Annotated in this window: 25 protein-coding genes; 9 read left to right on the top strand and 16 right to left on the bottom strand. The window is 73.7% G+C overall.

The features are described 5' to 3' along the window. Positions 1-139: 139 nt before the first annotated feature. On the top strand, positions 140-1,510 hold the full coding sequence (locus tag ABZY31_RS06270) for an aminopeptidase P family protein (RefSeq protein ID WP_356405387.1): 1,371 nt from the start codon (positions 140-142) through the stop codon (positions 1,508-1,510). Positions 1,511-1,542: 32 nt separating this feature from the next. Here ABZY31_RS06270 and ABZY31_RS06265 read toward each other — a convergent pair whose 3' ends face one another. Genes ABZY31_RS06265 through ABZY31_RS06255 form a run of 3 tightly spaced genes read right to left on the bottom strand, consistent with a single transcriptional unit; the run spans position 1,543 to position 3,544 of the window. After that, a complete protein-coding gene (locus ABZY31_RS06265) occupies positions 1,543-1,935 on the bottom strand; it encodes a hypothetical protein (protein ID WP_356405385.1) in 393 nt (130 codons plus the stop codon). A gap of 44 nt (positions 1,936-1,979) precedes the next feature. After that, complete coding sequence (locus tag ABZY31_RS06260) at positions 1,980-2,375, bottom strand: RidA family protein (protein WP_356405383.1); 396 nt, start codon at positions 2,373-2,375, stop codon at positions 1,980-1,982. Further along, a complete protein-coding gene (locus ABZY31_RS06255) occupies positions 2,372-3,544 on the bottom strand; it encodes an acyl-CoA dehydrogenase (protein ID WP_356405381.1) in 1,173 nt (390 codons plus the stop codon). Before ABZY31_RS06255 ends, ABZY31_RS06260 begins: the two co-directional genes overlap by 4 nt. 176 nt (positions 3,545-3,720) lie before the next feature. On the opposite strand from ABZY31_RS06255, the gene ABZY31_RS06250 reads away from it, so the two are divergent. The 3 genes from ABZY31_RS06250 (at position 3,721) to ABZY31_RS06240 (ending at position 7,084) form a co-directional block, all read left to right on the top strand. Further along, a complete protein-coding gene (locus ABZY31_RS06250) occupies positions 3,721-5,319 on the top strand; it encodes an AMP-binding protein (protein WP_356405379.1) in 1,599 nt (532 codons plus the stop codon). 4 nt (positions 5,320-5,323) lie between these two features. Next, on the top strand, positions 5,324-6,154 hold the full coding sequence (locus tag ABZY31_RS06245; RefSeq protein WP_356405377.1) for a PaaX family transcriptional regulator C-terminal domain-containing protein: 831 nt from the start codon (positions 5,324-5,326) through the stop codon (positions 6,152-6,154). A gap of 84 nt (positions 6,155-6,238) precedes the next feature. Further along, positions 6,239-7,084 carry a GNAT family N-acetyltransferase gene (locus tag ABZY31_RS06240; RefSeq protein ID WP_356405375.1) on the top strand — a complete coding sequence of 282 codons (846 nt, stop codon included), beginning with the start codon at positions 6,239-6,241 and terminating at the stop codon, positions 7,082-7,084. Positions 7,085-7,096: 12 nt separating this feature from the next. On the opposite strand, the gene ABZY31_RS06235 is transcribed toward ABZY31_RS06240, so the two are convergent. The 3 genes from ABZY31_RS06235 to ABZY31_RS06225 are packed head-to-tail and all read right to left on the bottom strand — an operon-like array spanning position 7,097 to position 10,771. Further along, a complete protein-coding gene (locus ABZY31_RS06235; protein ID WP_356405374.1) occupies positions 7,097-7,672 on the bottom strand; it encodes a YdeI/OmpD-associated family protein in 576 nt (191 codons plus the stop codon). Between the two features lie 17 nt (positions 7,673-7,689). Further along, entirely contained in the window at positions 7,690-9,933 is a 2,244-nt protein-coding gene (locus ABZY31_RS06230) for a bifunctional salicylyl-CoA 5-hydroxylase/oxidoreductase (protein ID WP_356405372.1), read from the bottom strand. A 10-nt stretch (positions 9,934-9,943) separates the two neighbouring features. Continuing rightward, positions 9,944-10,771, bottom strand: a complete 828-nt coding sequence (locus tag ABZY31_RS06225) for an enoyl-CoA hydratase family protein (protein WP_356405370.1) — start codon at positions 10,769-10,771, stop codon at positions 9,944-9,946. A gap of 297 nt (positions 10,772-11,068) precedes the next feature. On the opposite strand from ABZY31_RS06225, the gene ABZY31_RS06220 reads away from it, so the two are divergent. Then, the gene (locus ABZY31_RS06220; RefSeq protein WP_356405368.1) at positions 11,069-11,482 is read left to right on the top strand and encodes an ATP-binding protein; all 414 of its coding nucleotides are present in this window, start codon (positions 11,069-11,071) and stop codon (positions 11,480-11,482) included. A gap of 24 nt (positions 11,483-11,506) precedes the next feature. On the opposite strand, the gene argF is transcribed toward ABZY31_RS06220, so the two are convergent. The 5 genes from argF to ABZY31_RS06195 all read right to left on the bottom strand — a co-directional run bounded on the left by argF (position 11,507) and on the right by ABZY31_RS06195 (position 16,378). Next, the gene (argF, locus tag ABZY31_RS06215) at positions 11,507-12,514 is read right to left on the bottom strand and encodes an ornithine carbamoyltransferase (RefSeq protein WP_356405366.1); all 1,008 of its coding nucleotides are present in this window, start codon (positions 12,512-12,514) and stop codon (positions 11,507-11,509) included. Between the two features lie 125 nt (positions 12,515-12,639). Next, a complete protein-coding gene (locus ABZY31_RS06210) occupies positions 12,640-13,866 on the bottom strand; it encodes an arginine deiminase (protein WP_356405364.1) in 1,227 nt (408 codons plus the stop codon). Positions 13,867-13,912: 46 nt separating this feature from the next. Then, positions 13,913-14,416 carry a hypothetical protein gene (locus tag ABZY31_RS06205; RefSeq protein WP_356405362.1) on the bottom strand — a complete coding sequence of 168 codons (504 nt, stop codon included), beginning with the start codon at positions 14,414-14,416 and terminating at the stop codon, positions 13,913-13,915. A 125-nt stretch (positions 14,417-14,541) separates the two neighbouring features. Then, positions 14,542-15,444 carry a homocysteine S-methyltransferase gene (gene mmuM, locus ABZY31_RS06200; RefSeq protein ID WP_356405360.1) on the bottom strand — a complete coding sequence of 301 codons (903 nt, stop codon included), beginning with the start codon at positions 15,442-15,444 and terminating at the stop codon, positions 14,542-14,544. 7 nt (positions 15,445-15,451) lie between these two features. Continuing rightward, positions 15,452-16,378: an LLM class F420-dependent oxidoreductase gene (locus ABZY31_RS06195; RefSeq protein WP_356405358.1), complete on the bottom strand. Its 927-nt coding sequence runs from the start codon at positions 16,376-16,378 to the stop codon at positions 15,452-15,454. Between the two features lie 200 nt (positions 16,379-16,578). On the opposite strand from ABZY31_RS06195, the gene ABZY31_RS06190 reads away from it, so the two are divergent. After that, positions 16,579-16,803: a hypothetical protein gene (locus ABZY31_RS06190; protein WP_356405662.1), complete on the top strand. Its 225-nt coding sequence runs from the start codon at positions 16,579-16,581 to the stop codon at positions 16,801-16,803. Between the two features lie 149 nt (positions 16,804-16,952). Here ABZY31_RS06190 and ABZY31_RS06185 read toward each other — a convergent pair whose 3' ends face one another. The 4 genes from ABZY31_RS06185 to ABZY31_RS06170 form a co-directional block, all read right to left on the bottom strand. Further along, positions 16,953-17,438 carry a DUF6099 family protein gene (locus tag ABZY31_RS06185; protein WP_356405357.1) on the bottom strand — a complete coding sequence of 162 codons (486 nt, stop codon included), beginning with the start codon at positions 17,436-17,438 and terminating at the stop codon, positions 16,953-16,955. A gap of 126 nt (positions 17,439-17,564) precedes the next feature. Then, positions 17,565-17,906, bottom strand: coding sequence for a nucleotide pyrophosphohydrolase (locus tag ABZY31_RS06180; protein WP_356405640.1), 342 nt, complete (start codon positions 17,904-17,906; stop codon positions 17,565-17,567). Positions 17,907-18,028: 122 nt separating this feature from the next. Next, a complete protein-coding gene (locus ABZY31_RS06175; protein WP_356405355.1) occupies positions 18,029-19,396 on the bottom strand; it encodes an ATP-binding protein in 1,368 nt (455 codons plus the stop codon). Between the two features lie 66 nt (positions 19,397-19,462). Continuing rightward, the gene (locus ABZY31_RS06170; protein ID WP_356405353.1) at positions 19,463-19,858 is read right to left on the bottom strand and encodes a cell division protein SepF; all 396 of its coding nucleotides are present in this window, start codon (positions 19,856-19,858) and stop codon (positions 19,463-19,465) included. Positions 19,859-19,956: 98 nt separating this feature from the next. Here ABZY31_RS06170 and ABZY31_RS06165 point away from each other — a divergent pair, with 98 nt between their 5' ends. The 3 genes from ABZY31_RS06165 (at position 19,957) to ABZY31_RS06155 (ending at position 22,391) form a co-directional block, all read left to right on the top strand. Beyond that, on the top strand, positions 19,957-20,592 hold the full coding sequence (locus ABZY31_RS06165) for a helix-turn-helix domain-containing protein (protein ID WP_356405351.1): 636 nt from the start codon (positions 19,957-19,959) through the stop codon (positions 20,590-20,592). Positions 20,593-20,637: 45 nt separating this feature from the next. Further along, on the top strand, positions 20,638-21,399 hold the full coding sequence (locus ABZY31_RS06160) for a DUF2470 domain-containing protein (protein WP_356405349.1): 762 nt from the start codon (positions 20,638-20,640) through the stop codon (positions 21,397-21,399). A 62-nt stretch (positions 21,400-21,461) separates the two neighbouring features. Next, positions 21,462-22,391, top strand: a complete 930-nt coding sequence (locus ABZY31_RS06155) for an NADP-dependent oxidoreductase (protein ID WP_356405347.1) — start codon at positions 21,462-21,464, stop codon at positions 22,389-22,391. Between the two features lie 106 nt (positions 22,392-22,497). Here ABZY31_RS06155 and ABZY31_RS06150 read toward each other — a convergent pair whose 3' ends face one another. Next, a complete protein-coding gene (locus ABZY31_RS06150; RefSeq protein ID WP_356405345.1) occupies positions 22,498-23,841 on the bottom strand; it encodes an LLM class flavin-dependent oxidoreductase in 1,344 nt (447 codons plus the stop codon). Positions 23,842-23,851: the final 10 nt, after the last annotated feature.

Genomic DNA, 23,851 nt, shown 5'->3' with positions numbered 1-23,851 from the left:
CGGCAACGCGCAACTGCCTTGCGTCACAGGGTGTTTGACGGGGATTAATGTTTCACCGTGTGACCTGTAACATAGTAATGTGAAATTGCACTGACAAGCCCTGTGCGCCCACCAGTTCACGTCACCTCAGGGAGCTTTCGTGACCGACCGCCCCTCCCGCCTCAATACGGGCAGCCACGATCTGCCAGTATCGGCCGAGTTGTCCGCCTTCATGTCCGGAAACTGGTCCGCCTCACCGCTGTCGGCCGACGCCCGGGTCGCCGCCCACGCCCTCACCCCGGCCCGGCGCGCACGGCTCTCGGCCCGCTTCCCGGGCGAGCGGCTCCTCGTCCCGGCGGGCGAACTCAGGGTCCGCTCCAACGACTGCGACCACCGCTTCCGCCCGCACAGCGCCTACGCGTGGCTCACCGGGCTCACCGGCGAGGACCAGGTGGGGCACGTCCTGGTGATGGAGCCGGCCGGGCCGCACGGGCACGAGGCCGTCCTGTACCTGCGCCCCCGCTCCGCGCGCGCCGACGGCAGCGAGGAATTCTACCGGGACCGCCGCTACGGCGAGTTCTGGGTCGGCCGCCGCCCCGACCTCGCCGAGGCCGAGCGGCTCACCGGCATCCGCTGCGCCCACCTGGACACCCTGGGCGCCCCCGAGGCCCGCAACGCCGCGCACGACCCGGCGCTCGCCGCCGTCCTCTCCGAGCTGCGGCTGGTCAAGGACGCCTGGGAAGTGGGCCAGTTGCAGCTCGCCGTCGACCACACGGCCGCCGGTTTCGAGGACGTCGTACGGGCGCTGCCGCGCGCCCTGGAGCACCCGCGCGGCGAGCGCTGGATCGAGGGGGTCTTCGGGCTGCGCGCCCGCGCCGAGGGCAACAGCACCGGCTACGACACGATCGCGGCCTCCGGCGCGCACGCCTGCGTGCTGCACTGGATCCGCAACGACGGCCGCCTGAACCGCGACGAACTGCTGCTCCTGGACGCGGGCGTGGAGACCGACTCCCTCTACACCGCCGACATCACCCGCACCCTCCCGCTCTCGGGGCGCTTCTCACCCGTCCAGCGGCAGGTGTACGAGCTGGTGCTGGCCGCCCAGGACGCGGGCATGGCCGCCCTGCGCCCCGGGGCCAGCTTCCGCGACTTCCACCGGGCCGGGATGCGCGTCATCGCCGAGGGGCTCGCCGACTGGGGCGTCCTGAAGGACGCGCAGGGCGACCTGCACCGCCGGTACACCCTGTGCAGCAGCGGTCACATGCTGGGCCTGGACGTCCACGACTGCGCCCAGGCGCGGGAGGACACCTACCTGGACGGGGTGCTGGAGGAGGGGCAGGTCCTCACCGTGGAGCCCGGTCTCTACCTCCAGCCGGACGACGAGACGCTGCCGGCGGAGCTGCGAGGGATCGGAGTCAGGATCGAGGACGACCTGGTCGTCACCGCGCAAGGAGCGCGCCTGATGTCGGGCGCGCTCCCCCGCACGGTGGCGGGAATCGAGGAGTGGATGGGGACGCTGCTGGAGGGCTGATCCGCCCGGGCCGCGCCTTCCTCTCGTTCGGCTCAGCGGTGGTCGTGGTTCCAACTGCTGTCGTGGCTCCAGTTGCCGTCGTGGTTCCAATTGCTGTCGTGGTTCCAATTGCTGTCGTGGTTCCAGCTGTCGTTCCAGCTGCTGTCGTGGTTCCAGTTGCCGTCGTTCCAGTGGTGGTCCCAGTTGCCGGCGTGGTGCCGGTTGTGGGTGTCCGAGTCCCAGCACCAGCTGGGACGGTCGTCCCCGCGCGAGGGGTCGCAGCAGGTACGCCAGTCCTGTCCGTGCCACTGGTCGGAGCACCACCAGGTCTGCGGGTGGGTCTCGGGGAGACCCGCCGCGACGGCGCTGCCCAGTGGCGCGAGGGCGAGAACGATTCCGGCACCCCCGGCAACCAGGGCCGAGGCGATCGCACGGCGCATGTTCATGCACCTCCGATGATCGGAACTATCTGAAATAGTGCATTTCAACCCTAGGCGAGGACCGCGATGCCGTCGAGTTCGACCAGGGCCTGCTCGTCCCACAGGCGCGTGGTGCCGATGACGGCCATCGCCGGATAGTCGCGGCCCGCCAGCCTGCGCCAGATCCGGCCCAGTTCCGGGGCGCAGGCGCGGTACTCCGCCACGTCCACGGCGTACACGGTCACCCGGGCCAGGTCCGCGGGGCCGCCGCCCGCCGCCGCGAGCGCGGCCAGCAGGTTGGCCAGTGCCCGTTCGAACTGCTCGGGCAGGGTGTCCCCCACCACCGCGCCCGCCGCGTCGAGCGCGGTCTGGCCGGCCAGCAGGACCAGCCGGGAGCCGGTGGCGGCGACCGCGTGCGAGAAACCGGTCGCCGGGGAGAGCCCGGGCGGGTTGATGCGTTCGATCACCGGTCCACCTCCGCCGGTGCGTGCTGCTCCGCCGACGCGTGCTGCGCGTACAGCGACCGCGCGATGATCGTGCGCTGCACCTCGCTCGCCCCCTCGTAGATCCGCGGTGCCCGTACCTCGCGGTACAGGTGTTCCAGCAGGTGGCCGCGCTGGAGGGCGACCGCGCCGTGCAGTTGGACCGCGTGGTCGACGACGTACTGCGCGCTCTCCGTGGCGAGCAGTTTCGCCATGGCCGCCCGCCGGGGCACGTCCGGCGAGCCGCTGTCCGCGTCGTAGGCCGCGGCCGCCGCGTAGACGAGCAGCCGGGCGGCCTCCGTGCGGGTGGCCATCTCGGCGACCCGGTGGGCCACCGCCTGGAGGTCGCCGAGTACGCCGCCGAACGCGGCGCGGTGCGCGGTGTGGGCCAAGGTCGCGTCCAGGGCCGCCCGGGCCATGCCGACGGCGAAGGCGCCGACGCTGGGCCGGAAGCGGTTGAGGGTGTCCATGGCGACGCGGAAGCCCCCGCCCGGCTCGCCGAGCAGGTCCTCGGGGCCGACCGGTACCCCGTCGAAGGTCAGGGCGCCGATCGCGTGCGGGGAGAGCATGTCGAGGGCCTCGCCGCCGAGTCCGGGGCGGTCGGCGGGGACCAGGAACGCGCTGACGCCCCGGGCACCGGGCCCCTCGCCGGTCCGGGCGAAGACGGTGTAGAAGTCGGCTTCGGGGGCGTTGGAGATCCAGCGCTTCTCCCCGGTGAGCCGCCAGCCCCCACCCGCGCCGCCCGCGACCGGCCGCGCCGCCAGCGCCAACGCGGCCGCGTCCGAGCCCGCGCCCGGCTCGCTCAGCGCGAAGGCCGCGACCGTGCGGCCCGCCCGTACGCCTGGCAGCCAGCGCGCGCACTGCTCCGGGCTCCCGGCGCGCAGGACGGGGTGCGCGCCGAGCCCCTGGAGGGCGAGGGCCGTCTCGGCCTCGGTGCAGCCGTAGGCGAGGGACTCCCGCAGCAGGCACAGCTCCAGGGCGCCCGCGGCGAAGACCCGCTCCAGCAGGCCGTGTTCGCCGAGCGCGGCGAGCAGCGGCCGGTTGACGCGTCCCGGTTCACCCTTTTCGGCGAGCGGCCGGAGCCGCTCCGTGGCGAGGGCGCGCAGCCGCTCGCACTCTTGCTCTTGTTCGGGGTCGAGCGCGAATCCGGTCATCCGAAGCCTCAGTTCTCCGCGGGAGCGCGTGCGTCCGTGTGCCTGAATCTGTCGTACCAGTCTTATCGCGTGCAGTTGACTGTCGTCACCATCACGATACGCTCGTCACGCGACCGCACGGCCGGCACCACCCCCATCCCGGACCGTCGCCAGGGGGCGAACCCGCCTTGAAACTCATGCCTTCCGCCCATGCCGACACCTTCGCCCGCGACCACCTGCCGCCGTCCCACGCCTGGCCCGAACTCCTCTTCCAGCTCCCGGAACTGGCCTATCCGGACCGGCTGAACTGCGGGACCGAGCTGCTCGACGCCACCATCGGCCGGTTCGGCGCGGACCGCCCGGCCTTCCGCACCCAGGCCGGCGAGGTCTGGTCGTACGGCGCGTTGCGCGAGCGGGTGGACCGGCTCGCGCACGTGCTCACCGCGGACCTCGGCGTGGTCCCCGGGAACCGGGTGCTGCTGCGCGGACCCACCGGGCCCTGGCTCGCCGCCTGCTGGCTGGCGGTCATGAAGGCGGGCGGGGTCGCCGTCACCGTCCTGGCCCAGCAGCGGTCCCAGGAGCTGGCCACCGTGTGCGAGATGGCCCGGGTCGGGCACGCCCTGTGCCACGCGGACGTGCTGGAGGACCTGGTCCGGGCCGAGGTCCCGGGGCTGCGGATCACCCCGTACGGCGGTGGGGACCCGGATGACCTGCTGCGCCTGGCCGAGCGGAGCCCCGCCGCCCCGTACCGCGCCGTGGACACCTCCGCCGACGACGTGGCGCTGATCGCCTTCACCTCCGGCACCACCGGCCGGCCCAAGGGCTGCATGCACTTCCACCGGGACGTCCTGGCGGTCGCCGACACCTTCTCCCGGCGGATCCTGCGCCCGCGCCCCGACGACGTGTTCACCGGCAGCCCGCCGCTCGGCTTCACCTTCGGCCTGGGCGGGCTCGTGGTCTTCCCGCTGCGGGCGGGGGCCTCGGCGCTGCTGCTGGAGCAGGCGGGGCCGCGCGTGCTGCTGCCCGCGCTGGCCGAGCACCGGGTGACCGTGCTGTTCACGGCTCCCACCGCCTACCGGGCGATGCTCGACGAGCCGGCGGCGCACGACCTCTCGGCGCTGCGGCGCTGCGTGTCGGCGGGCGAGAACCTGCCGGCCGCCACCTGGCAGGAGTGGTACGAGCGCACCGGCCTGCGCATCATCAACGGCATCGGGGCCACCGAACTGCTGCACATCTTCATCTCGGCGGCCGACGCGGACATCCGCCCGGGCACCACCGGCCGCGTGGTTCCGGGCTGGCAGGCGCGGGTGGTGGACGGGACGGGCCGCGAGGTGGCCGACGAGGAGCCGGGGCTGCTCGCGGTGCGCGGCCCGGTCGGCTGCCGCTACCTGGCCGATCCGCGCCAGGGCGACTACGTGCGGGACGGCTGGAACATCACCGGCGACACCTACGTCCGTGACCGGGACGGCTACTTCCGCTACGTCGCCCGCGCCGACGACATGATCATCTCGGCGGGGTACAACATCGCGGGCCCGGAGGTGGAGGAGGCCCTGCTGCGCCACCCGGACGTGGTGGAGGCCGCGGTGATCGGCCGCCCGGACGAGCGACGCGGGCAGGTCGCGGTGGCCTACGTGGTGGCCCGGACGGGATCGGAGCCGTCGCAGGAGGATCTGCGCGCGTTCATGCGGGCGGAGCTGGCCCCCCACAAGTGCCCGCGCGCCTTCGTCTTCCTGCCCGCGCTGCCGCGGACCCCGACGGGGAAGCTTCAGCGCTACCGGTTGCGCGATCTAGAGTGATCCCGTGGCCGAGCAGCACACTCCGCGATCCCTGATCGTCACCTTCTACGGCGCCTACGGGCGCACCTTCGACGGGCCCGTCCCGGTGTCCGCCCTGATCCGCCTCCTGGGCGCGGCCGGGGTGGACGCCCCCGCGGTCCGCTCCTCGGTGTCCCGGCTCAAGCGGCGCGGCTTCATCCTGCCCGCGCGCGGTGCGGACGGCGCGGCGGCGTACGACCTCTCCGAGGAGGCGCGCCAGCTGCTGGCGGACGGCGACCGCCGGATCTACGCCGCCCGCGCGCCCGGCGGCGCCGGCTCCGCCGGGCAGTGGCTGCTGGCGGTGTTCTCCGTGCCCGAGGCGGAGCGGCACAAGCGGCACCTGCTGCGCTCCCGTCTGGCCCGCCTCGGCTTCGGCACGGCCGCGCCGGGCGTGTGGATCGCCCCGGCGGCGCTGTACGAGGAGACCCGGCACACGCTGGAACGCCTCGGGCTGACCCCGTACGTGGACCTGTTCCGCGGGGCGCACCTCGGCTTCGCCGCCACCGCGGAGGCGGTGTCCCGGTGGTGGGACCTGGCCGCGCTGGCCAAGCAGCACGAGGAGTTCCTGGGGCTGCACGAACCGGTGCTGCGGGGCTGGCGGTCGGGCCCCGCGCCGACCCCGGAGCAGGCCTACCACGACTACCTGATGGTGCTGGATTCCTGGCGGCGGCTGCCCTACGCCGACCCCGGCCTGCCGTCGGACCTGCTGCCCCGCGACTGGCCGGGCGAGCGCGCCGCGGCGGTGTTCGCGGAGCTGCACGCGCTGCTGTGGGAGCGGGGGGCGCTCTTCGCGCGGTCCGGGACACCGGCTTCCTGATCCGGCGCGGGGCCCCGGGGGCGACCGGGGGTGCGGCCCGGAAAACGAGGTGCCCGGGCTCCCGGCTCCGTCGCACAATGGCCCATGACCTGGACTTTCACTGATGACCTGACAGCGTTCCTCGACACGGCGGGCCCCGCGCTGCGGGCCGACCCGGTGTCCAACACGCTGTTGCTGACCACCACCGACGCCCTGCGCCGGCGCGGCCCGGGGGCCTTCGGCGACGGCAGTCCCTACTTCGGCTGGTGGACCGGCGCGGACGGCGCGGTCGCGGGGGTCCTGGCGTGCACTCCGCCGCATCCCGTCCTGGTGGGCGCGGCGCCCGCCGAGGCGGTGGCCGCGCTGGGGTCCGTCCTGCACACCGAGCCGTTCCTGGCCGGGCTCGGCGGGTTCAACGCGCGCAGCCAGGACGCCGAGGTGCTGGCGAGGGCCTGGGGCCGCCCGGTGGAGGACCACCGGGAGCGGCTGTTCCGGCTGGAGGCCCCCCTGGCCCCCTCGCCCGCGCCCGCGGGCCGCGCCCGCCCCGCCGCGGAGGAGGACGTCCCGCTGGTGCTGGAGTGGCTCGCCGCCTTCGCCGCGGAGGCGGACACCCCCACCGCGGGCGAGACGTGGATCCGCGACCGGATCTCCTACGGCGGGATCCTGCTGTGGCAGGACCCGGCCGGGCGGCCCGTGTCGCTGGCGAGCTTCTCCCGCCCCCAGGCCGCCACGGCCCGCATCGGCCCCGTGTACACCCCGCCCGCCGACCGCGGCCGCGGCCACGCGGCGGGCGCGACCCACGCCGCCACCCTGGCCGCCCGCACGGCGGGCGCGGCCGAGGTGCTGCTCTTCACCGACCTCGCCAACCCCACCAGCAACCGGCTCTACCCGCGCCTCGGCTACGTCCCGCTGTGGGACCGCTCGGTCATCGTCCCGCGTGCGGACGGCTGAGGAGATCTCGTTTCAGGAGTCCGGCCGCGCCGTCAGGCGGGTGAGGACCGCCGCCAGCCGGGTCTCGCGGCTTCGCGGGGTGAGGGCCTGGAGGAGCGGGAGCATCAGCTGGTAGCGCTGCGACGCGGTCAGGGCCGCGAAGGCCGCCGCCGCGCCGGGGCGCTCCGCGAGGGCGGCCGCGAGCTCCGGGGGGACCGTCGCGGTGCTCTGCGGGGCGTAGGCGGCGGCCCAGCGGCCGTCCTGCCGGGCCCGGCGCACCTCCGCGAGGCCCGCCTCGCGCATACGGCCCGCCGCGGTCAGCTCCTCGACCTTGTCGACGTTCACCTGCGACCACAGGCTGCGGGGGCGCCGGGGCACGTACTTCTGGAGGTAGTGGCGCTCGTCCAGCGGCCTGCGCTGCCCGGAGATCCAGCCGTGGCACAGCCCGATGTCGACCAGCTCGTCCTCGGTGACGGACGCGATGCCCGCGTTCTTCTTCCCCACCTTGATCCACACGCCCTCGCGGCGCGCGTGGTGCGCGTCCAGCCAGCGGTCGAACGCGTCGCCGTCCGCGAAGGCGACGATCTCCACTCCGTCCAGCTCGTCCATACGGCGAAGCGTACGGTTCAGCCGCGCCCCACGGGGGGTCTGCGGCTGCCCGCTCGGTAGGGGGCGGGCCAGGGGGCGGCCGGGCCCGCGTAGTCCTGCTCGGCGGCGGCGTGCAGGGTCCAGTGCGGGTCGTAGAGGTGCGGGCGGCCCAGGGCGCAGAGGTCGGCGCGCCCGGCGAGGAGCAGGGAGTTGACGTCGTCCCAGGAGGAGACGGCGCCCACCGCGATGACCGGGACGCCCAGCGCGTTGCGGATCCGGTCGGCGTAGGGGGTCTGGTAGGAGCGGCCGTACTCGGGCGCCTCGTCGGCGACGACCTGGCCGGTCGAGACGTCGATGGCGTCCGCGCCGTGGGCGGCGAAGGCGGCGGCGATGGCGACGGCCTCGTCGGCGGTGGTGCCGCCGGGCGCCCAGTCGGTCGCCGAGATCCGGACGGTCATCGGGCGGTCGGCGGGCCACACCTCGCGGACGGCGTCGAAGACCTCCAGCGGGAAGCGCAGCCGGGCGGCGGGCGAGCCGCCGTAGGCGTCGGTGCGGTGGTTGGTGAGCGGTGAGAGGAACCCGGAGAGCAGGTAGCCGTGGGCGCAGTGCAGTTCGAGCAGGTCGAAGCCGCAGCCTGCGGCGCGGATCGCGGCGGCCGCGAACCGGTCGCGGATCCGGGCGAGCCCGGCGGCGTCCAGCTCGTGGGGGACCTGCGAGACGCCGGGCCGGTACGGGAGCGGGGAGGCGGCGACGAGCGGCCAGTTGCCGGTGTCCAGGGGCTCGTCCATGCCCTCCCACATGCGGCGGGTGGATCCCTTGCGCCCCGCGTGGCCGAGCTGGACGCCCAGCGCGGTGCCGGGTGCGCCGGTGTGCACGAAGTCGGCGATCCGGGTCCAGGCGGCGGCCTGTTCGTCGGTGTAGAGGCCGGTGCAGGCGGGGGTGATCCGCCCTTCGGGGCTGACGCAGACCATCTCGGTCATGACCAGGCCCGCGCCGCCGAGGGCCCGCGCGCCGAGGTGGACGAGGTGCGTGTCGCCCGGTACGCCGTCCTCGGCGCTGTAGATGTCCATCGGAGAGACGACCACGCGGTTGCGCAGGGTCAGGCCGCGCAGCCGGTACGGGGTGAACATGGGCGGGGTGGCCGCGTCCGGGCAGCCGAAGTCCCGCTCGACGGCGCGGGTGAAGCGCTCGTCGCGCAGCCGCAGGTTGCCGTGGGTGACCCGGCGGCTGCGGGTGAGCAGGTTGAAGGCGAACTGCCGGGGCGGCTGGTCGACGTATCCGGCGAGTTCCTCGAACCAGCGCATGCTGGCCGCCGCCGCGCGCTGGGTGCTGGCCACGGCCGGGCGGCGCGCGGCCTCGTAGGCGGCGAGCGCGGCGGGCACGTCGGCGGGGCCGGGCCGTTCGCGGACGGCTTCGGCGAGTGCGAGGGCGTCCTCGACGGCGAGTTTGGTGCCCGAGCCGATGGAGAAGTGGGCGGTGTGCGCGGCGTCCCCGAGGAGGGCCACGTTGCCCTGCGACCACCGGTCGTTGACGACCGTGCGGAACGCGGTCCAGGTGGAGCGGTTGCCGCGCAGGGAGCGCCCGCGCAGCGCCTCGCCGAAGGTCTTGGCGCAGCGGGAGGCCGATTCCGCCTCGTCGCACAGGTCGAGTCCGGCGGCCCGCCAGACCTCTTCGCGCATTTCGACGATGACGGTGGAGGAGTCGGCGGAGTAGGGGTAGCCGTGCAGTTGCATGACGCCGTGTTCGGTCTCGGCGATCTCGAAGCGGAAGGCGTCGAAGGCGAAGTCGGCGGCCAGCCAGATGTACCGGCTGCGGCCGCTCTCCAGCCGCGGGCGGAAGGTCTCGGCGCCCGCCGCCCGCGTGGCGCTGTGCACCCCGTCGGCCGCGATGACCAGGTCGTGCGTCGGCCCCAGCGCCTGGGCCGCCGGCAGCCGGGTGCGGAAGCGGAGCCGGACGCCCAGGGCTGCGCAGCGCGCGTGCAGGATCTCCAGGAGCCTGCGGCGGCCGAGGGCGGCGAAGCCGTGGCCGCCGGAGGTCAGGACCCGGCCGCGGTGGACGATGTCGATGTCGTCCCAGCGGACGAACTCGGCGGACAGCGCGGCGTAGACCTCGGTGTCGGCGCGTTCGATGCCGCCGAGCGTCTCGTCGGAGAGCACCACGCCGAAGCCGAAGGTGTCGTCGGGGGCGTTGGCCTCCCACACCTCGACCCGGTGGCCCTGCCGGGCCAGCAGGACGGCGGCGTACAGTCCCCCGGGTCCCCCGCCCACGACAGCGACCTTCATGGCGCCACCTTCACCTTCCGCTCCATCGGGGTGGCCGCTTCTCGGTGAAGGCGGCGTGGAATTCGGCGTAGTCGGCGCCGTTCATCAGCAGGGCCTGGGTGGCCGCGTCCAGTTCCACGGAAGCGGCCAGCGGCATGTCGAGTTCGGCGGTGAGCAGGGCCTTGGTCTGGGCGTGGGCGAGGGCGGGGCCGGCGGCGAGGCGTGCGGCGAGTTCGGCGGCCCGGGCGTCGGCCCCGCCCTCCTCCGTCAGTTCGCTGAGCAGGCCGATGCGTTCGGCCTCGGCGGCCCGGACGGGTTCGCCGAGCATCAGCAGCCGGGTGGCGTGGCCGAGGCCGACGACCCGGGGCAGCAGGTAGGCGGCGCCCATGTCGCCGCCGGAGAGGCCCACTCGGGTGAAGAGGAAGGCGAACCGGGCGGTGGGATCGGCGATCCGGAAGTCGGCGGCGAGGGCGAGAACGGCACCCGCCCCGGCGGCCACCCCGTGTACGGCGGCGATGACGGGGAAGGGGCATTCACGGATGGCGCGGACGACCTGTCCGGTCATCCGGTTGAAGTCGAGGAGCTGTGCGGTGTCCATCGCGAGGGTGGCGCCGATGATCTCGTCGACGTCGCCGCCGGAGCAGAAGCCGCGGCCCTCGCCCCCGAGGACGAGGGCGCGGACGGATCTCTCGCGCGAGAGTTCGGCCAGCAGGTCGCGCAGATCGGCGTAGGCGCCGAAGGTGAGCGCGTTCAGCTTCTCGGGGCGGTCGAGGGTCACGGTGGCCACGCCGTCCTGGCGGGTCAGCCGGAGGTGGCGCCACCGTTCGGTGGGGGCTGCGGAACCGGTGAAGGGGCTCACACGGTGACGGTATCACCGGATCGTGACTGTCGTCAGGGAAACGCAACACGGAATCGCACGACCGAATCGCACCACGGAAACGCACCACGGAAACGCACCACAGGATGCGACACGGAGAGGGGAGATCCGATGCCGATGCGCCGCACGCCCGAAGGTCCCGGCCGGAAGGAACGCGCGTCCCGCGCGCAGACGCAGGGGCGCCCGGTGCCCCGGGACGGCCCCTCCGTATGGTTGAAGGCGGGACCTCTTCCTACGACCCCAGCCCTCCCCCGGCCCCGACGGAACGGACGGACACCCATGCCCGACGACTCCGCCTGGCGGATCGCCCTCCCGCACACGACCGCCGCGGTGCCGATCGCCCGCGCCCTGGTGCGCACCGCGCTCGCCGAGGCCGCGACGGGCGCCGACAGCGACACCGCCGAGCTGCTGACGGCGGAGCTGGTCGCCAACGCCGTGGAGCACACCCGCGCGGACGGGCCCATAGAACTCGTGGTGGAGCTGCTGGCGAACGGCTGTCAGGTCGAGGTCCACGACGGCGATCCCCGGCCGCCCGGCGACCTCCACCCGCCGCCGCCGGACCCCTGGCAGGAGCACGGACGCGGCCTGCTGCTGCTCAGCGCCCTCAGCTCCGCGTGCGGACACCGGCCGACGGCGCGCGGCAAGGCCATCTGGTTCACCCTGCCCGCGCGGCCGACCGCCGCGGTGTGCTGAGGGCCGTCCGAGGACCTGCGGGCCCTACGGCTTCGCGAGCGTCGCGACCAGGACCGCCTTGATGGTGTGCAGCCGGTTCTCCGCCTCGTCGAAGACGACGGAGTGCGCGGACTCGAACACCTCGTCCGTCACTTCCAGCGATTCCAGGCCGTGCCGCTCGTGGATCTCGCGGGCCACCTTCGTGCCCAGGTCGTGGAAGGCGGGCAGGCAGTGCATGAACTTGACGTCCGGGTTCCCGCTGGCGCGCAGGACGTCCATGGTGACGGCGTACGGCGACAGGGCCGCGATCCGCTCGTCCCAGACCTCCTTGGGCTCCCCCATGGACACCCAGATGTCGGTGATGACGAAATCGGCCTGGGCGACGCCCTCGGCGATCTCCTCGGTGAGGGTGATCCGGGCGCCGCTGGCCTCCGCGAGCGCGCGGGCCGCGGCCACCACCGGCTCGGCGGGCCAGTACGCCCTCGGCGCCACGATCCGCACGTCCATGCCGAGCAGGGCGCCCGTGACCAGGTAGGAGTTGCCCATGTTGAAGCGGGCGTCACCGAGGTAGGCGAAGGCGATCCGCTCCAGCGGCCTGCCCGGGCAGTGCTCGGTCATCGTGAGGACGTCCGCGAGCATCTGGGTGGGGTGCCAGTCGTCGGTGAGCCCGTTGAAGACGGGCACGCCCGCGTGCGCCGCCAGTTCCTCCACCACGTCCTGGCTGTCGCCCCGGTACTCGATGCCGTCGAACATCCGGCCCAGGACGCGCGCGGTGTCCTTGACCGACTCCTTGTGGCCCATCTGCGAGCCGGAGGGGTCGAGGTACGTGGTGCACGCGCCCTGGTCCGCGGCCGCCACCTCGAAGGCGCAGCGGGTGCGGGTGGAGGTCTTCTCGAAGATCAGCGCGATGTTGCGGCCCTGGAGCCGCCGCTCCTCGGCGCCCGCCCGCTTGGCGCCCTTGAGTTCCGCGGCCAGCTCGATCAGGCCGCGGAACTCGGCGGCGGTGAAGTCGAGCTCCTTGAGGAAACTGCGGCCGACGAGGTCGGTGGCCATGGGGGCGCTCCTGAGTCACGGGACAGGGGGTATTGGAAGTCTATACGATCCCCTGCATTGATATACAGCCCCCTGTCCCCCGCTCCGTGCCCGTGCCGCCGCCCGTGCCCCGCCGCCGCCCGGCCTCAGACGGCGTCGCGCTCGACGGGACAGCTCATGCAGCGCGGTCCGCCCCGCCCGCGGCCCAGCTCGCTGCCCGGGATCTCGATCACCTCGATGCCCTCCTTGCGCAGGTGGGTGTTGGTGGTGACGTTCCGCTCGTAGGCGACGACCACCCCCGGCTCCACGGCCAGCACGTTGCAGCCGTCGTCCCACTGCTCCCGCTCCGCCGAGTGGACGTCCTGCGTGGCGGTCAGCACCCGGATCGAGTCCAGGCCCAGCGCCGCCGCTATCGCCCGGTGCATGTGCTCCGGCGGGTGGTCGGTGACCTTGAGTTCCTGGTCCCCGTTGCCCGGCTCGATCGTGTAGGAGGGGAGCATGCCGAGACCGGCGTACTGGGTGAAGGTGTCCCCGTCGACCATCGTCATGACGGTGTCCAAGTGCATGAAGGCCCGCCGCTTGGGCATGTCCAGGGCCACGATGGAGGTCGCCGAGCCGGCGGCGAACAGTCCGCGCGCCAGCATCTCCACCGCCTGCGGAGTCGTCCGCTCGCTCATCCCGATCAGCACCGCGCCGTTGCCGATGACCAGGACGTCCCCGCCCTCTATGGTCGAGGGGTAGTCGGCCTGGCCCTGGGTCCAGTAGTGGAAGGCGCCGGACGCCGTGAACAGCGGGTGGTGCTTGTAGATCGCCTCGAAGTGCACGGTCTCGCGCTGCCGGGCGGGCCAGCGCATGGCGTTGATGGACACGCCGTCGTAGATCCAGGCCGAAGTGTCCCGGGTGAACAGGTGGTTCGGCAGCGGCATCAGCAGGAAGTCGTCCAACTCCATGGCGTGGAAGCGGACCGAGACGGGCTCGGCGTACCGCTCCAGGAACTCCCGCTTGGTCATCCCGCCGACCAGCGCCTCGGCCAGCTCCACGGAGTTCAGTCCCTCGAAGGCGGCCCGCAGGTGATCGGTGGCGAGGGGGCCGTACTCCTTCTCGTCGAAGACCCGGTCCAGCACGAGGTGGCGCGCCTCCGGGATCTCCATGGACTCGCCCAGCAGATCGCCGAAGAGGTGCACCTCCACCCCCCGGTCGCGCAGCACGTCGGCGAAACCGTCGTGCTCCTGCCGCGCCCGGCGCACCCACAGCACGTCATCGAAGAGCAACGCGTCCTTGTTGCTCGGCGTCAGCCGCTTCAGCTCCAGATCAGGCCGGTGGAGGATGACGCGGCGCAGCCGCCCGGTCTCGGAGTCGACATGGAATCCCATGGCGTACACGTTCGCAGACCGGGCGGCGTTTTGACGATCCGTCGACTCAGCGCAGGCCGAGCAGCGCCGAAGGGGAACCCGTCAGTTCCGGGGCGATCACTCCCAACTTGGGGGCGACCAGGTTGGGCAGCCCGTAGTTGTGCCCGTCGGGCATCGAGAGGGGGGCTCCGACGACCACCCCGGCGGTGCGTGCCAGCAGGGTCGTCTCCGGCGAGTCCAGGGAACCCTCACCGTCGGTCTCCGGCCGGCCCAGCAGGTTCGGCACCGGGGAGGTGATCCCGGTGCGGCCCAGCTCGGTGCCGACCGGGATGGTCGGGACGAGCGGAGTGGGGAGCAGGTCCCCGGTGTGGTGCCGGGGCACGTCGGGAGCGCCCACGACCGGCACGGGCACTCCGGTGGCCACCCGCGGGGTGTCCACCCCGAGCGTGGTCTCCACGGCTTCCAGCGGGACCCCCACCGGCACCGTGCTCGCGAGGGCCGGGCTCGCCGCACCCGCCGCGGCCATACAGGTCATGAGCGCCGCAAGGCTTCCGCGCGCGGTCATCTTCATATCTGACGTTCCGTCCTTCCAGGGTCGCGGAAATTTCCGCTGCCCTGGAAGAACGATCCCGCCCGGTGTTTCCAGGGACTTCCCGGGCAAAGTTCCCCCATACGACCTAACGGGGGGCGTGCGGTTCACACGGACCGGCGGCCGCCGCCGCCCCGCGGCTCGGCCGCGGGCAGAGCGTCCGCCAGGGCGGCGATCCGGGCCGGGCCCACCCCGCAGCAGCCTCCGATCATCCGGGCGCCCGCCCGCTGCCAGGCGTCGAGGGGCCAGTCGGCGGTGCCCGAGGTGTCGTTGGGGTACGCCAGCAGGGGCTTCGACGTCGCCGCGGCCGCCGTCTCCAGGGCGCGCAGGACATCGGCCGCCGCGCAGCAGTTGACGCCGACCGCGATCACCTCGGGTGCGGCGGCGGCCAGCGCGAAGGCGTCCGCCAGCGGCTGGCCGGCCCGGGTACGGTCCCCCGCCACCGTGTACGACAGCCAGGCCCGCGCCCCCGTCCCGGCGAGCACGGACAACAGGGCCAGCGCCTCGTCGGTGTCCGGGACGGTCTCCAGGGCCAGTACGTCGGCCCCCGCCTCCAGCAGGGTCTCGATCCGGGGCCGGTGGAAGGCGGCCAGCTCGCGCACGCTCAGCCCGTACCGGCCGCGGTACTCGGAACGGTCGGCGAGGGTCGCCCCGTACGGCCCGACGGACGCGGCCACCCACACCTCGTGTCCCACCGCCCGCGCCGCCCCGTCTGCCAGGGTGACGGCGTCGCGCAGCAGGGCGGTGGTGCGGCGCCGGTCGTAGCCGTGGCGGGCGAAGGCCTCCAGCCCCACCTGGTAGCTCGCGGTGATCAGCACCTCGGCCCCCGCCCGGGCGTACGCCGTGTGCGCGGCCCGGACCTGCGCCGGGTCCTCGGCCAGGACGCGCGCCGACCACAGACCGCCGCTCAGGTCGCAGCCCTGGTCGGTGAGCTGGTTGCCGAGGCCGCCGTCCAGGACCAGCGTCCGGTGGCCCAAGGCCTCGGCCAGGGGGGTGCTGGCGCGGGTCATCGCCCGCTCACCCGCCCAGCTGGGGCATCACGCGGGAGGAGATCAGCTCCAGGTGGTCCAGGTCGTCGAGGTCGAGCACCTGGAGGTAGATCCGCGAGCAGCCGATGGCCTGGAAGGCGGCGATCCGCTCCACCACCTCGTCGGGGGTGCCCGCCAGACCGTCGGCCTTGAGTTCCGCCACGTCCCGGCCGATGGCGGCGGCCCGGCGGGCCACCTCGGCGTCGTCGCGGCCGACGCAGGCGACGAGCGCGCTGGAGTAGACGAGGTCGTCGGGCGCCCGCCCCGCGGCCACGGCCGCGCCCCGGACCCGGCCGAACTGCGCCTCGGTGTCGGCGAGCGGGGCGAAGGCCATGTTGAACTCGTCCGCGTACGTCGCCGCCAGGCGCGGGGTCCGCTTCGTGCCGCGCCCGCCGACCACGACGGGCACCCGCTCCTGCAGCGGCTTGGGCAGCGCGGGCGACTTCTCCAGCCGGTAGTAGGTGCCGTCGAAGTCGAAGGTGTCGCCCGGCGCGGTGTTCCACAGTCCGGTGACGATCGCCAGCTGTTCCTCCAGGCGGGCCCCGCGCTCGGGCGGGAAGGGGATGCCGTAGGCCCGGTGCTCCGCCTCGTACCAGGCGGCGCCCAGGCCGAGTTCGACCCGGCCGCCGGACATCCGGTCCACCTGTGCCACCTGGATGGCGAGGACGCCGGGCAGGCGGAAGGTGCCCGCCGTCACCAGGGTGCCCAGCCGGATCCGGCTGGTCTCCCTGGCCAGCCCGGCCAGGGTGATCCAGGCGTCGGTCGGCCCGGGCAGCCCGTCGGCGGAACCCATGCTGAGGTAGTGGTCGGAGCGAAAGAAGGCGTCGAAGTGGAGTTCTTCGGCGGCCCGGGCGACGGTGAGGAGGGTGTCGTAGTCCGCACCCTGCTGGGGCTCGGTGAAAATCCGCAGATCCATGCTCCCCATCCTGCCCCGCGCCCCGCCCGGGTGAATCCGGGTCACCCGCAAGGGCCGCGCCCGGCCGCGCCAGTGACCGGCGCCGAAGGGGATCGTTTTCCCGACGGAGCCGGACCGCCGGACCGCGCGCCGGCGGCTTGCGTCAGCGCGTCCACCACCCCCCTTCCCTCCCCGGAAGGGCCGGGGCCGAGGAGGCCGCCATGTCCCACGAGTCCGTGCCCGAGCGCTCAGGACAGACCGGACAAGCAGCGGAGCACCCGCTCCCCCAAGAGGCCGGCGCCGGCGCCCCGAGCGGCGGAGCGCCGAAGGGGCTGCTGCAGCAGATGGAGGAGCTGATGGCGGCGCTGAACGCCGACCTCTGCGATCTCGACGCCGATCTCCAGTCGGCCGCTGTCCGCTCCGCCGGAGCCGCCGAGGCCACCTGAGCCACCAGGGCCCCGGCGCCCCCGACCGCGCCCCCGCGAGCGAGCAGCCGTCCACGGTGCGCTGAACGGGTCCGGCGACGCGCGCGGCCCGCCGCCCCGCACGGCGGGACCCCGACGGGCCGCCCGCGCCCCTCCGCTGCCGGGCCCGCTCAGACCACCCCCGAGGCGGAACCGCGCTCGCGCACCGTCATCTTGCGCAGGATCGCCCGTACCCGGTCGCTCGTCTCGTCCGCCGCGTCGATCGACTCTATGCACTGCCAGTACAGGCCCTCCTCGTCCGTGGCGCAGGCGACGCCCACCAGCGCTATCCCCACTTCACCCAGCAGCGCCTGGAGCCCGAGCAGGCACTGGCGGACATCCGACACCTCGGTGAGCTGGGCCGCTCTGGGCGGATAGTCCGGGACCCGGCCCTCGCCGCTGACCGCGGCGCGGTCGATCACCCCGCAGCCTCTGGTCCCCGCCTCGCCCAGCCCTCGCGCCTCCGCTCTCAGCTCCGGTGGCCCCGATATGGCCAGCCAGCCCCCTGTTCCCTGCGCGAGCGCCTGGGTCTGCCAGGCCTCGCCCACGATGTCCATCGCCGCCCCGCTCTGCGCCAGAGCGTGTCGGCCGGCCGCGATCAGCCGTACCGCGTCCATATGCCGCCCCCCGTCCGCACGACACCCAGCTGTTCCCCTATCACTACCCAGAGTGAGGGCAACGGGCCAGTAAAGCCAGGGGTATTCGGAAATCTGTGGACACAAACATGGTTGTGGACAGTGCCATCACTCCGAAGAGTGACATTCCCCGTCCGAAGTGACCTTCAGAGGAAAACGACGTTCATTACGCTCGATCTTCGCCGCCAGCGCGTCGAGCACATCCACCCCGAGAACCTCGCAGAACTGCAGCAGGTACGCGAGGACGTCCGCCACCTCATCCGCCACACGGTGCGCGGTGCCGGGGTCCTCCATGACCCGCTGCGACTGCTCGGGCGTCAGCCACTGGAAGATCTCGACCAGTTCGGACGCCTCCACGCTCAGCGCCACCGCCAGGTTCTTCGGCGTGTGGAAGGGCTGCCAGTCGCGCGCCGCCGCGAAGGCGGCCAGCCGCCGCTGGAGCAGCGCCAGCCGCTCGTCCGGCGCCCGGCTCGGCGCCCGGTCCTGTTCCGGGTTCGAGTCCAGGTCCGGGTTCGAGTCCAGGTCCGGGTTCGAGTCCGGGTCCGGGTCCGGTTCCGGGGAGGGGTTCTCGTTCATGGGGACAGGTCTACCACCGACACCCCGGGCAGTTCGCGGGCGTTTCCGGCGCCCTCCTCGCCCACCGCCGCCACCAGGCGGACGTGCCCGCGGCCGCACGACAGCATGGCCAGGCGCAGGAGTTCGGCGCGCTGGGTCCGGTCGAGGCCCCGGTCGAAGCCGTCGGCGAGGACGGTCAGCGCCTGCTGGGCGGGCAGCAGTTCGGCGGCCTGGTCGACGGCCAGCACCCCGGGGCCGGTCAGCAGGACCAGCGCCAGGGCGAGGAAGCGCAGTTCGCCCGCTCCGAGCCGCCCGAGGTCGGTGGCCGGGAGAACGCCGCGCTCCAGCGCGGCCACCACCCGCCCCTCGGTGTCGGCCCGCTCCACCAGCCCCTCGACGGGGCCCGCGCAGCCGGTCCGGGCCGCCCCGACCAGCAGTGCGTACCGGGTGCCGCACTCCTGCCGGGTCCGGCGCAGTACGTCGGCCAAATTGCCGCAGTCGCCACGCAGCCGTCCCTCGCCGGGCGGCACGGGGGCGCGCATCGCGGCGGGTCGGGGGTCGCAGGGGAACACCGACCGCAGCGCGACCACCACCTGTTCGGCGGCGGCGAGCACCCGTCGCTGGCCCTCGGTGCTGCCGGCCACCCGCAGCGGCAGCAGCGCGGTGCCGAGCCGGTCGTCGGGGAAGGGCGCGCGGGTGACGCCGGTGGAGCCGCCGGTCAGCCAGGCGGCCTGGACCGAGCGCCGCCCGGGGTCGCGCAGGGCGGTGTTCAGCAGGATCTGGCCGCCCGCGGTGAGCCGTTCGCCGACGACGCGCAGGGCGGGTTCGGCCTGGACGGCGAGGTCGAGGCGGACCGGACCCACCGGGCCGTCGACCGTGCAGCCGATCCGGAAGCCGCGGCGCCGCTCGGCGTCGGGGCGGGCCCGTTCCGGTACGAGGGCCACCGGGTCGGGGAACACCTCGTCCAGGAGGGCGCCGGAGCCGAGCCGCGCCAGGGCCTCGTACGCGGCCAGCACCTGGGACTTGCCGCTGCCGCTGGGCCCCGCGAAGAGGGTGACCGGGGCGAGCGGGAACACCGCCGCGCGGTGGGCGGCGAAGGCGGACAGCCGCAGCTCGGTGACGGCGGGCCGGGCGTGCCGCACCGCCGCGGCGCCCGGTCCGGGGTGCGGAGCGGCCGCGGCGTCCGGTTCGGGACGCGGGGCGGCCGCGGCGTCCCGGGCGACGTACGGCGCCGCGTGGGCGGCGGCTCCGGGGCGCCGGTCGGCGTACGGCCTCGGGGCGGGCACGTGGGCCGCCGGCGGGGGCGGGGCGGCCGGCGGGAAGGGGGCAGGCGGGGGTAACGCGGCGGCGGAGCCGCTGCGGGCGGTGTCCAAGGTGGCGTCCATGCCCGGACGCTACGGGCCGCCCGGGCACCCCCGGCGCCGCCGAACCGTTCCGCCGCCGCGACCTTCCTACGATCGGGGGACGGCCGCGGCCGCGATCCCCTCCACCTCGGTGCCGACGGGGGCCAGCAGGAAGACGTTGCGGTCGACCCGGTGCATGCCGCTGCCGAGCCCGAAGACCACGCCGCTGCTGAAGTCCAGGATCCGCTTGGCCACTTCGCTGTCGGCGCCCGTGAGGTCGAGCAGGACGGGGATCTGCGCGATGAGGTACTCGGCCACCTCGCGCGCGTCGGCGAAGATCTGGACCCGGATCACCACGAACCGGCGCTGCGCGGCGACGGCCGCATCGGGAGCCGTCGGGATGGTGCGGTGGTCCACTCTGGACGGCCACTCGTTGCGATTGCGCAGGGGTACCACCTGCGCGAGCCCCTCCCACTGTTCATCGGTGACGTCGTACCTGCTCACCAGGCCGCCTTGGCCAGACGCTTCTTGTGCATCTCCCCATCCTCTCGCGTTTCACCCGTTCAGCCCAACAACGACACGAAGCACGTAAGGTCGCCGCCATGACGCCTCGCGACGAGCTCCCCGCGGTCCGTGAACCGGTGGGTCGTACGGCCCCCGCGCCCCGGTTCGTCAAGCGGGTGGACGCGTTACGCAATCACGAGCAGATACTCGCGGCGGCCGAGCAGTTGTTCGCCGAGCACGATCCGCGGACGGTCACGATGGACCGCATCGCCAAGGCCGCGGGCGTGGGCCGGGCCACCCTCTACCGCCGCTTCCCCGATCCGCGCTCGATCGCGGTCGCGCTGCTGGACGAGCACGAGCGCATCCTGCGCGGGAAGCTGGCCTTCGGCCCGCCGCCGCTCGGTCCGGGGGCACCCGCCGCGGAGCGGATGGCCGCCTTCTACTCCGCCGCCCTGGACCTGCTGGAGCGTCACCTTCCGCTCGCGCTGGGCGCCGAGCACGGCCCGGCCCGCTTCACGGGCGCCGCCTACAGCCACTGGCGGGCCCACGTGCGGACCCTGCTCGCGGACGCGGGGATGGAGGACCCGGAGAGCGGTGTGGACATCCTGCTCAGCCCGCTGGCCCCCGAGGTGTACCACCACCAGCGGCACACCCTGGGGCTGAGCCGGGAGCGGATCGCGCGGACCCTGGACCGGCTGGCGCGCCGGGTACTCAGCGATACCGAGATGGGTTAGGTTAGGCATACCTAACCAACCCCTCGGGACGATGGAGAGATCCGCATGCGCACGTCCGGCGACCCCGACCACCCCGCTGCGTCCGACCCGGCGCCCGCCCGGCCGACCGACGCCGAGCGCGCGCGCTCCGTACTGGCCGCCGCCCACTCCATGACCGTGACCGTCGACGGCGTGCGCACCGAGGTCCGCCGGCTGGACGGCGCCGACGTGCTCGGGCACCTGCACTGGCACCCCGCCGGCCCCGCCGCCGGGAACCCGCTCGCCGGCCGCTGCGCGCCGCACGACGACCGGCCCGCGATCCGGCTGGAGTTCACCGACATCGCGCCGACCCCCGTACGCGACCGGGTCCGCGCGCGGGTCACGGTCCTCGGCCACCTCCTGACCCCGTACGCCGACGGTTCGGACGGCAGCGGCGCCGGCACGTGCGTGGAATTCGGCCGGGCGGTCCTGGAGACGGACGAGGGCCGCTCGTACATCGGTCTCACCGAGCTCGACGAGGCCCGCCCCGACCCGCTCGCCGACTACGAGGCGGGCATGCTCACGCACCTGTTCGACGACCACCACGATCTGGTCACCCTGCTCCTGCGGCTGGTCCAGCCGCCGCCCGCCCCCGGGGTGCTGCGCGCGCTGCCGCTCGCCCTGGACCGGTACGGGATCACCCTGCGCCTCGAAGACCGCGCCGGGCACCGCGACGTCCGCCTGCCCTTCCCCTCCCCCTTGGATGACGTCGAGCGCTCGGGGGCCCGGATCCAGGCCCTGCTGAGCGCCGCCCGGCGGCTCTCCCACCGCAACAGCCTGCCCGCCTGATCGGCCTGATTCCGCCGTACCCGCTCCGGAATAGCCCTGCAGCAGGGGTAGTTGGAGTGATCATGAAGGCAATCACTTACTCCGCGTACGGCACCGACGGCACTCCCGGCACCCTCGAACTCGTCGACGCGCCCGAACCCAAGGTGGGGCCCGGCGAAGTGCTCGTCCGGGTCAGGGCCGCGGGGGTCAACCCCGTCGACTGGAAGATCGCCGCCGGATACCTCGATCCGACCCTGGAGGTGCGCTACCCGGTCATACCCGGCTGGGACGTCGCCGGAGTCGTCGAAGCCGTCGGCGCCGACACCTTCGACTACGCCGTGGGCGACGAGGTGTACGGCTACCTCCGCAAGGAATGGGTGCAGCTCGGCACCTACGCCGAACTGGTGTCGGCTCCCGTGCGCACCCTCGCCCGCAAGCCCCGCGAGCTGACTTTCGAGCAGGCCGCGGGCATCCCGCTGGCCGGGCTCACCGCCTACCAGTCCCTGAAGCGCGTGAACGTCACGGCGGGCGAGACCGTCGTCATCCACTCGGCGGCGGGCGGCACCGGTTCGCTGGGCGTGCAGATCGCCGTCGCCCTGGGCGCCCGGGTGATCGGCACGGCCGGGACGCACAACCACGACTACCTGCGCTCCCTGGGCGCCGAGCCCGTGCTCTACGGCGAAGGACTGGCCGACCGGATCAGCGCGCTGGCGCCCCACGGCATCGACGCGGGCCTCGACTTCTTCGGGGACGGGGCCGTCGAACTGCTCCAGGGCCTGGTCAAGCAGCGGGACCGGGTGGTCTCCATCGCCGATTACGAGGCCGCGACCAAGGGCGCGCACCAGCTGTGGGTACGTCCCGACACCGCCGACCTGACCGCGCTCGCCGAACTGGCGGACAGCGGCGCGCTGGTGGTGAACGTGGAGCACGTGCTGCCGCTCGCCGAGGCGGCGAAGGCATGGGAGATCAGCCGGGCCGGCCGGACCCGGGGCAAGATCGTGCTGAGCGTCTGAGTCCGCGCGGGGACGGGGAACGGCCGGGCGGGCGGAGGTGTCCGCCCGACCGGCCGTTCCCGCCGGTCCGGTACGCCCGGGGGCGGCGGACCGTGCCCGCGCCGCGTCAGAGCGCGTCCGCCGTGGCGGCGTAACGGCTTACCGGGCGGGCGAGGCCGTAGTTCTCGCGCAGGGTGCGTCCGGTGTACTCGGTGCGGAAGAGACCGCGCTTCTGCAGGATCGGCACCACGTGGTCGACGAAGTCGGTGAGCCCGGTGGGCAGGACGGGCGCCATGATGTTGAAGCCGTCGGCCGCGCCCTGGGTAAACCACTGCTCCAGCTGGTCGGCGATCTGCTCCGGGGTCCCCGCGAAGACGCGGTGGCCGCGGCCGGCGCCGAGCCGGGCGATCAGTTCGCGCAGGGTGAGGCCGTCCCGGCGGGCGAGTTCGGCGACGAGCGTGAACCGGCTCTTGTTGCCGTTGATGTCGCGCTCCTCGGGCAGGTCCGGCAGCGGCCCGTCCAGGGGGAGGCCGGTGAGGTCGGTGCCGAGCATGCCGGAGAGCTGGGCCAGTCCGTACTCCGGCACCTGGAGGTCGGTCAGGCGCTGTTCGAGGGCCTTGGCCTCGGCCTCGGTCGAACCGATGACCGGGGCGATGCCGGGCAGGACGAGCAGGTCGCTCTCGGCCCGTCCGTAGCGGGCGAGGCGGGACTTGAGGTCCTTGTAGAAGGTCTGGCCGTCGGCGAGGGTCTGCTGCGCGGTGAAGACGGCCTCCGCGTAGCGCGCGGCGAACTCCTTGCCGTCCTCGGAGGAACCGGCCTGCACCAGGAGCGGGTGGCCCTGCGGCGAACGCGGCACGTTCAGCGGACCCGCCACGCCGAAGTACTCGCCGCGGTGGGCGGCCGGGTGCAGCTTGTCGGTGTCGGCGTAGATCCCGCCCTCCTTGTCCAGGACGATCGCGTCGTCGTCCCAGCTGTCCCACAGCTTGGTGGCCACGTCGAGGAACTCGCGGGCCCGGTCGTAGCGCAGGCCGTGCTCCAGGTGCTCTTCCTGGTTGAAGTTGCGGGCCTCGTCGACGGTGCCCGAGGTGACGATGTTCCATCCGGCGCGGCCGTTGCTGAGGTGGTCGAGGGAGGCGAACTTGCGGGCCGTGTGGAAGGGCTCGTTGAAGGTGGTGGAGACGGTCGCGATCAGGCCGATGTGCTCGGTGACGGCGGCGATGGCGGAGAGCAGGGTCAGCGGCTCGAAGCCGCCGAGGGCGTTGTAGCGGGCCTTGCCCCACAGGGCGAGGCCGTCGGCGAAGAAGATCGAGTCGAGCAGCCCCCGTTCGGCGGTCCTGGCCAGTTCCTGGAAGTAGCGCAGGTCGGTGACCCGCTCGGGGGTGCTGTCGGGGTGGCGCCAGGCGGCGTCGTGGTGGCCCGCGTTCATCAGGAAGGCGTTGAGGTGGAGGGTGCGGCGGGAGTCGGTGGTCATGGCGGGGTCC

Source organism: Streptomyces sp. NPDC006529 (genome assembly GCF_040611795.1).
Lineage (GTDB): Bacteria > Actinomycetota > Actinomycetes > Streptomycetales > Streptomycetaceae > Streptomyces.
Note: the sequence above shows the minus strand (reverse complement) of the source record. Positions and strands in the feature narration are given on the sequence as shown.

Excerpts from the sequence above, each read along its gene's own strand:
- ABZY31_RS06265 (WP_356405385.1), bottom strand. The coding sequence starts at position 1,935 with ATGAACATGCGCCGTGCGATCGCCTCGGCCCTGGTTGCCGGGGGTGCC.
- ABZY31_RS06255 (WP_356405381.1), bottom strand. The coding sequence starts at position 3,544 with ATGACCGGATTCGCGCTCGACCCCGAACAAGAGCAAGAGTGCGAGCGG.
- ABZY31_RS06250 (WP_356405379.1), top strand. The coding sequence starts at position 3,721 with ATGCCTTCCGCCCATGCCGACACCTTCGCCCGCGACCACCTGCCGCCG.
- ABZY31_RS06240 (WP_356405375.1), top strand. The coding sequence starts at position 6,239 with ATGACCTGGACTTTCACTGATGACCTGACAGCGTTCCTCGACACGGCG.
- ABZY31_RS06235 (WP_356405374.1), bottom strand. The coding sequence starts at position 7,672 with ATGGACGAGCTGGACGGAGTGGAGATCGTCGCCTTCGCGGACGGCGAC.
- ABZY31_RS06230 (WP_356405372.1), bottom strand. The coding sequence starts at position 9,933 with ATGAAGGTCGCTGTCGTGGGCGGGGGACCCGGGGGACTGTACGCCGCC.
- ABZY31_RS06220 (WP_356405368.1), top strand. The coding sequence starts at position 11,069 with ATGCCCGACGACTCCGCCTGGCGGATCGCCCTCCCGCACACGACCGCC.
- argF (WP_356405366.1), bottom strand. The coding sequence starts at position 12,514 with ATGGCCACCGACCTCGTCGGCCGCAGTTTCCTCAAGGAGCTCGACTTC.
- ABZY31_RS06210 (WP_356405364.1), bottom strand. The coding sequence starts at position 13,866 with ATGGGATTCCATGTCGACTCCGAGACCGGGCGGCTGCGCCGCGTCATC.
- ABZY31_RS06205 (WP_356405362.1), bottom strand. The coding sequence starts at position 14,416 with ATGAAGATGACCGCGCGCGGAAGCCTTGCGGCGCTCATGACCTGTATG.
- mmuM (WP_356405360.1), bottom strand. The coding sequence starts at position 15,444 with ATGACCCGCGCCAGCACCCCCCTGGCCGAGGCCTTGGGCCACCGGACG.
- ABZY31_RS06195 (WP_356405358.1), bottom strand. The coding sequence starts at position 16,378 with ATGGATCTGCGGATTTTCACCGAGCCCCAGCAGGGTGCGGACTACGAC.
- ABZY31_RS06190 (WP_356405662.1), top strand. The coding sequence starts at position 16,579 with ATGTCCCACGAGTCCGTGCCCGAGCGCTCAGGACAGACCGGACAAGCA.
- ABZY31_RS06185 (WP_356405357.1), bottom strand. The coding sequence starts at position 17,438 with ATGGACGCGGTACGGCTGATCGCGGCCGGCCGACACGCTCTGGCGCAG.
- ABZY31_RS06175 (WP_356405355.1), bottom strand. The coding sequence starts at position 19,396 with ATGGACGCCACCTTGGACACCGCCCGCAGCGGCTCCGCCGCCGCGTTA.
- ABZY31_RS06165 (WP_356405351.1), top strand. The coding sequence starts at position 19,957 with ATGACGCCTCGCGACGAGCTCCCCGCGGTCCGTGAACCGGTGGGTCGT.
- ABZY31_RS06160 (WP_356405349.1), top strand. The coding sequence starts at position 20,638 with ATGCGCACGTCCGGCGACCCCGACCACCCCGCTGCGTCCGACCCGGCG.
- ABZY31_RS06155 (WP_356405347.1), top strand. The coding sequence starts at position 21,462 with ATGAAGGCAATCACTTACTCCGCGTACGGCACCGACGGCACTCCCGGC.
- ABZY31_RS06150 (WP_356405345.1), bottom strand. The coding sequence starts at position 23,841 with ATGACCACCGACTCCCGCCGCACCCTCCACCTCAACGCCTTCCTGATG.